At 43.1% G+C, this 3599-nt stretch carries 8 protein-coding genes and 1 pseudogene; 1 reads left to right on the forward strand and 8 read right to left on the reverse strand.

The window, feature by feature from the left end:
• Positions 1-273: ATP-binding protein (locus tag G468_RS23210; RefSeq protein WP_162143441.1), on the forward strand; the 273-nt coding region annotated here is incomplete at its 5' end.
• Here G468_RS23210 and G468_RS24000 read toward each other — a convergent pair.
• The 8 genes and pseudogenes from G468_RS24000 to G468_RS24280 all read right to left on the reverse strand — a co-directional run.
• Positions 173-1360 (reverse strand): ParB/RepB/Spo0J family partition protein, encoded by a 1188-nt coding sequence (locus G468_RS24000; protein WP_051297172.1) that lies wholly within the window; start codon positions 1358-1360, stop codon positions 173-175. The two genes, G468_RS23210 and G468_RS24000, sit on opposite strands and share 101 nt — an antisense overlap.
• A gap of 85 nt (positions 1361-1445) precedes the next feature.
• Positions 1446-1949, reverse strand: a complete 504-nt coding sequence (locus tag G468_RS0116540; RefSeq protein ID WP_026823980.1) for a hypothetical protein — start codon at positions 1947-1949, stop codon at positions 1446-1448.
• A complete protein-coding gene (locus G468_RS24005) occupies positions 1946-2236 on the reverse strand; it encodes an LptM family lipoprotein (protein ID WP_026823981.1) in 291 nt (96 codons plus the stop codon). The genes G468_RS0116540 and G468_RS24005 overlap by 4 nt, the downstream gene beginning before the upstream one ends.
• Positions 2121-2393, reverse strand: a complete 273-nt coding sequence (locus tag G468_RS25510; RefSeq protein WP_071846911.1) for a hypothetical protein — start codon at positions 2391-2393, stop codon at positions 2121-2123. Before G468_RS25510 ends, G468_RS24005 begins: the two co-directional genes overlap by 116 nt.
• A 14-nt stretch (positions 2394-2407) precedes the next feature.
• Complete coding sequence (locus G468_RS25145; protein WP_276324687.1) at positions 2408-2539, reverse strand: hypothetical protein; 132 nt, start codon at positions 2537-2539, stop codon at positions 2408-2410.
• A gap of 39 nt (positions 2540-2578) precedes the next feature.
• Positions 2579-2770 (reverse strand): hypothetical protein, encoded by a 192-nt coding sequence (locus G468_RS0116550; RefSeq protein WP_026823982.1) that lies wholly within the window; start codon positions 2768-2770, stop codon positions 2579-2581.
• Positions 2767-3315 (reverse strand): ProQ/FINO family protein, encoded by a 549-nt coding sequence (locus tag G468_RS22650; RefSeq protein ID WP_051297173.1) that lies wholly within the window; start codon positions 3313-3315, stop codon positions 2767-2769. The genes G468_RS0116550 and G468_RS22650 overlap by 4 nt, the downstream gene beginning before the upstream one ends.
• Before the next feature lie 2 nt (positions 3316-3317).
• Positions 3318-3599, reverse strand: a pseudogene (locus G468_RS24280) (ISNCY family transposase); the annotation flags it as partial.

Consider the following 3599-nt stretch of genomic DNA (forward strand, 5'->3'; position numbering starts at 1 on the left):
AAGTTGTTGATTATCGATGAGATTGGATACCTGCCGTTTGGGCGAGAAGAAGCAAACCTGTTTTTCAATGTGATTGCCAAGCGTTATGAGCATGGCAGTGTCATATTGACGAGTAACCTATCATTTGGGCAATGGCCAAGTGCTTTTGCTGATGACGCAACATTAACTGCCGCTATGCTTGATCGTTTACTTCATCATTCGCATGTACTGCAATTAAGCGGTGAAAGCTACCGATTGAAAGATAAGCGGCGCTCAGGAGCAATAACTGAGTAAAACAGTGGATCAATTTTGATTGATCGGATTTAGATAAAAAGTGGATCAGTTTTCGGTGATCGTTGACAGCTGGCACAGCAAACGCAACTTCTTCCACCTTTTCTTCTGTCTCCCGTGCCGATTGTTCCCACTTGGTTAACACATCATTCAGTAGGGTAAGCACATCTTTCGGCACAATCAGACTGACCTTTTCTTCCTTCTCATCGACGCTGTTGAGCGCATTCTCAACTTCGTTTTGGATCGCACTCAGGGATGAAAAGCACGATACCAATTCCTTTTTGGTAAAAGGCACTTTGTTTTTGGACGGTACGCTGCGGCGCGTAATTTTGGATTTCCCCGTCGCTTGAGCTTTCTGCAAACCTTTCATCATCACATCGTAGGCATTTTTGCCGTTACCCTCACACTCCACGATGATTTCTATCGCCAAATCTGCGGTAATCAGGTTCGATTTCACTAGTTGGGTAATATTCGCATCTCCACAGCGATAAAGGCGTAACAGGCGTTCTATCGTGACCAACGTATTGCCTGTTTTTTTGCTGATCTGTTTTTTGTTCCATCCCCAATTCATCAGGCGGTAAAACCCTTCCGCCTTTTCCAATGGCGTGAGTGGCTTCCCTTCGGCAGACGTGATCATGTTAATCACTTCGTCCTGTACTGACCCTATAAACTCGGAAACCGGGACAAACCCAATATCAACCCCTGCCGCTTTTGCCATCTGGAGTGCGAGGTAACGGTGATGCCCGTCAATGATTTTTAAGCGTTGCTCACCGTCAACAAGAATGACTTTCACCGACAATGGCGGAACATACACGCCAGATTGGTATGATTTGAGGAAATTTCTAGCATGTTCTTCATCAATATCACGCAGATTAAAGCCTTCTTCGATATACAGACTGTCAGGCGGTACATTGAAAATGCTGCTGGCATTGCTCACGCTCTCTTTATGGGAGGATGCGTATTTTTTAAGCGGTATAATTGTCGTTTCGTCAGTCGTTACTTTCGTTTCTGTCGCTTCCGTATCTTTGTTCATGGCGACGATAGTGTCTTTATTTAATTTATTTTCAGTGGCTTGCGTATTATTTCTCATTATTCCTCTCTCCAATGGACTATGCGCGTCCACCATATCACAAAGAAAAAGGTATTTTTTTCAACTTACCACCGATTTTCTCCCCTTAACCGTACAGGTACACAAGCGCAGACGAATTGAGTTCTTCTGGTTCACCCACCTCATCGGGAATCAACGTAGCATCAAACAGTATTGATAAGTATCTTTTGCTTTTTTTGATGTACTCACAACATGCGACAGCCAAGTCACCAACGGGTTCCTGATCGAACGTCAGGAGCAAAATCAGCGTGTTGGGTTTCTTCGGGTACTCAAGACCAATCCCAAAGCAATACTGTTTGTTACTTGGTATGTAGTCCATCGAAACCCTTGATTTTGAAAATGATTTAATCAGTTTGTAATTACCACCTTCCGTATCAAACAGCAGTGGTACGGGATTCTCAAGCATCCGTAGGTAGTCCGTTGGTGTGATCTCGTTAAAAATTTCACCGATTTTGTCCTGCCCGTGGGCGCGTACGAAAAAATGCTGTTGGTCTTTTTCCTTATAGGACGGTTTGAAGTTTCTATTGATATCCTCAACGATAGCGTGATGTATATCGAAATTGGTTTTCATTGGTCTTTGTTCCTCGCGTATTGTTTGAAATATTCGATAAAGCCCTTGTCGCTCTCTCTGGTAGCTTTGTCAGCTTCCCGTTGGGCTTCTTCCGCATTCTTTTTCTGCATCTTATCTGCCAGTTCCATGTAGCGTTTAATATTCTCGTCATTCGGCTCTTTCACCACAGCCTCATACGCAGCTTTCTCGCGTTCTTTCAGTGAGTTGATGATTGGCAGCGTTCCGCAACCACTCAACAAAGCCACAAGAGAGACGGCAGTGATATTTGAAAATGTTTTTTTCATCATCTATTTTCCTACGCTGGAGGCTCTGATCCGTATGGTAAAGCGCTAACGGGCCGTACTGGAACTGCTCATCCTGCAATACAATAAAAGGCATAGGCGCGGTGACACACCGCTTCTTACCGTTCGCAAAGCAAAGATTGCCGATAGGCTGCGGTTTCAATGTGCGTCTGACTCTTAATTCATCAGATTGCGGTACAGGTGCAACACCATCACGCCAGAAAAACTGGCTCTGATGGCTGATAAGCGGTCTTCTTTTGGCATCGCATTGACTAGCAATTTTGTTTTTTCATCATTGATTGTATTCACACATTCAACAATTTATATTCTGATTTTTACCTAACCTAATCAGTGATTTATTTTCCCCACTCTTTGGAGGATTTTAAATGCAGCAGATTTTTGTTTTGGAGATATCTTATTCCATTGCCGATACGAAGTAATGACGTTATTTAAAAAACGGATTTCCCAATTTGTTAATTTAGGATATTTTTTCCACAGAGTCGCATTTTCTGCATGAGCAATTAATTCAGACTCTTTCATTTATATTTATTTCGCTTTGCTAAACGTTTCAGGTTATCGTCAACATCCGTTTGAGTGACCTCTCCAACTATCTGACCCTCTTTGTCATAACGAAACGCGCCTAACTGAATAAGCCAACGATAACTGGTATGGTAGCCTATACTCCCTAAACAGGCTCTCAAACGCTTTCTCGCTATCGGTAATGACTTTTCCTTCACCTCTAGCCACATATCTTGCTGTATACCAATTTTCATTGGGCACAACTTGCCATCATGGAAAAGATAAGGCCAAAAAGTGCGGATTTGTGAAATTGCTTCATGTAACGGTAATCGCTTTTTAGGCGGTGTGGACAGTTTTGGAATTTTAACCTTCACTTCCTGTTTAGGTTTAACAACCGGTTTCTTGGGCTGCTGTTTTGCTACCTTTTGGGGTTTCTCTTTTTTTACCTTTTTTTTGGGCGTAGCGTTCACCCAGACCTTTTTACCGTAAACGGGGTTACTTGAGGTCTGTTCTTCCGGTGAAATCTTTCTTGGGCGATTGAGCGTTAATTTCTTGCGTTCTGTCATGGTTAATCTTTAAACAGGTTAGTCATTTCAGTATCAGTCAAGCCCGTAAATTTCATCACAGATTGCCTGTCCATGCCACTTTCCAGCATTTGGCGCGCTATCTTCATCGAAGCCTGTTTCTCGCCCCTTTGTTCGCCAAGATGAATACCTTCTTCACGACCTTTCAAGATACCTTTTTCTATACCTTGTTTCTCGCCCTCTTGCCGTAGCTGCTCTGCAATGGTCATCACTACCTCCCGATAATCAGTCGCTTTCTCCGCAATCTGATACAAAAATTGCTTTGC

The organism is Arsenophonus nasoniae DSM 15247 (genome assembly GCF_000429565.1).
GTDB lineage: Bacteria > Pseudomonadota > Gammaproteobacteria > Enterobacterales > Enterobacteriaceae > Arsenophonus > Arsenophonus nasoniae.